This window comes from Mesorhizobium sp. LSJC285A00, from assembly GCF_000503155.1.
Taxonomy (GTDB): Bacteria; Pseudomonadota; Alphaproteobacteria; order Rhizobiales; family Rhizobiaceae; genus Mesorhizobium.
In genome coordinates this window covers 1-1271 of sequence record NZ_AYVK01000107.1, presented here as the reverse complement: position 1 = coordinate 1271, position 1271 = coordinate 1, and the positions used below count along the sequence as shown (strand labels likewise).

1 protein-coding gene and 1 pseudogene are annotated in these 1271 nt (G+C 60.9%); both read left to right on the top strand.

Going from position 1 to position 1271, the window contains the following annotated elements; genetic code table 11:
- On the top strand, positions 1-570 hold a 570-nt coding region (locus tag X726_RS137250; RefSeq protein WP_023673972.1), incomplete at its 5' end, for an ABC transporter ATP-binding protein.
- Positions 571-601: 31 nt separating this feature from the next.
- A pseudogene (locus X726_RS1000000170295) lies at positions 602-1271 on the top strand (3-keto-5-aminohexanoate cleavage protein); the annotation flags it as partial.

The window sequence follows — 1271 nt, the reverse complement described above, 5'->3', positions numbered from 1 at the left end:
ATGCAGTTCGAGATCAAGGATATTCACGCCCGGCTGGGCGTGACCTTCGTCTACGTCACGCACGACCAGACTGAAGCGCTGACCATGTCGGACCGGATCGCAGTGTTCAGCGCCGGCCGCATCGAGCAACTGTCGACGCCGCGCGAACTGTACGAGCGTCCCGCGGCGAGCTTTGTCGCAAGTTTCATCGGCGAGAGCAACCGCATGTTGGGTGCCGTGCTGGCCGGGAGCGAGGATGGCGGCGTATCCGTCCGCCTCGACGACGGCGACGTTGTGTTCAACGCCATGTCCTGCGGTGCTGCGCTTTCTGCGGGTGTCAGGGTGACGCTGTCGATAAGGCCCGAGCGCCTGTCCGTTCTGCAGGACGGCGTCACGGCGCTCAACGAGATTCCGGCGACGGTCGTTCAATCAATCTACGTCGGCGATCATGTCCGGCTCGTCGCCGCGACCGCGAGCGGCCAGAAATTCATCGTCAAGCTTGCTACTTCGTCGTCTCAGCCGAAGCTCGATCCAGGTACGGCGATCCGGCTGGGCTGTGGTCGTGAGGATTGCCTCGCGCTCGATAGATAACAACAAAAGGCAGACAAGGGAGACTCTAACCATGAAGAAATCGCCGAAAGTCGTCATCACCTGTGCGGTCACCGGCTCGATCCACACGCCGACGATGAGCCCGTATCTGCCCATAACGCCGTCAGAGATCGTCGATGCCGCCGTCGGCGCAGCCGAAGCCGGCGCGTCGGTGATCCATCTGCATGCCCGCGACCCCGAGACGGGCAAACCGACCCCCGATCCCAAGCTCTTCATGGACTTCCTGCCGCGCATCAAGCNATGCCCGCGACCCCGAGACGGGCAAACCGACCCCCGATCCCAAGCTCTTCATGGACTTCCTGCCGCGCATCAAGCAGCAAACCAACGCGGTGATGAACATTTCTACCGGCGGCGGCCTCAAGATGACGCTCGACGAACGTCTCGAAGCCGCTCATGCCGCCAAGCCCGAACTCTGCTCGCTCAACATGGGGTCGATGAATTTTGCCTTGCACCACATCGCGCCAAAATACACCGAATGGAAGTTCGACTGGGAAAAGCCTTATCTCGAGGACACCAAGAACGGCATCGTCTCCAACACGTTCCAGCAGATCGAGCGCATCATCGTCGAGGTCGGCCAGGCCTATGGGACGAAGTTCGAGTTCGAGTGCTATGATGTCAGTCACCTCTACACGCTGGCGCACTTTCTCGACCGCAAGCTGCTGAAGCCACCGCTTTTCGTCCAG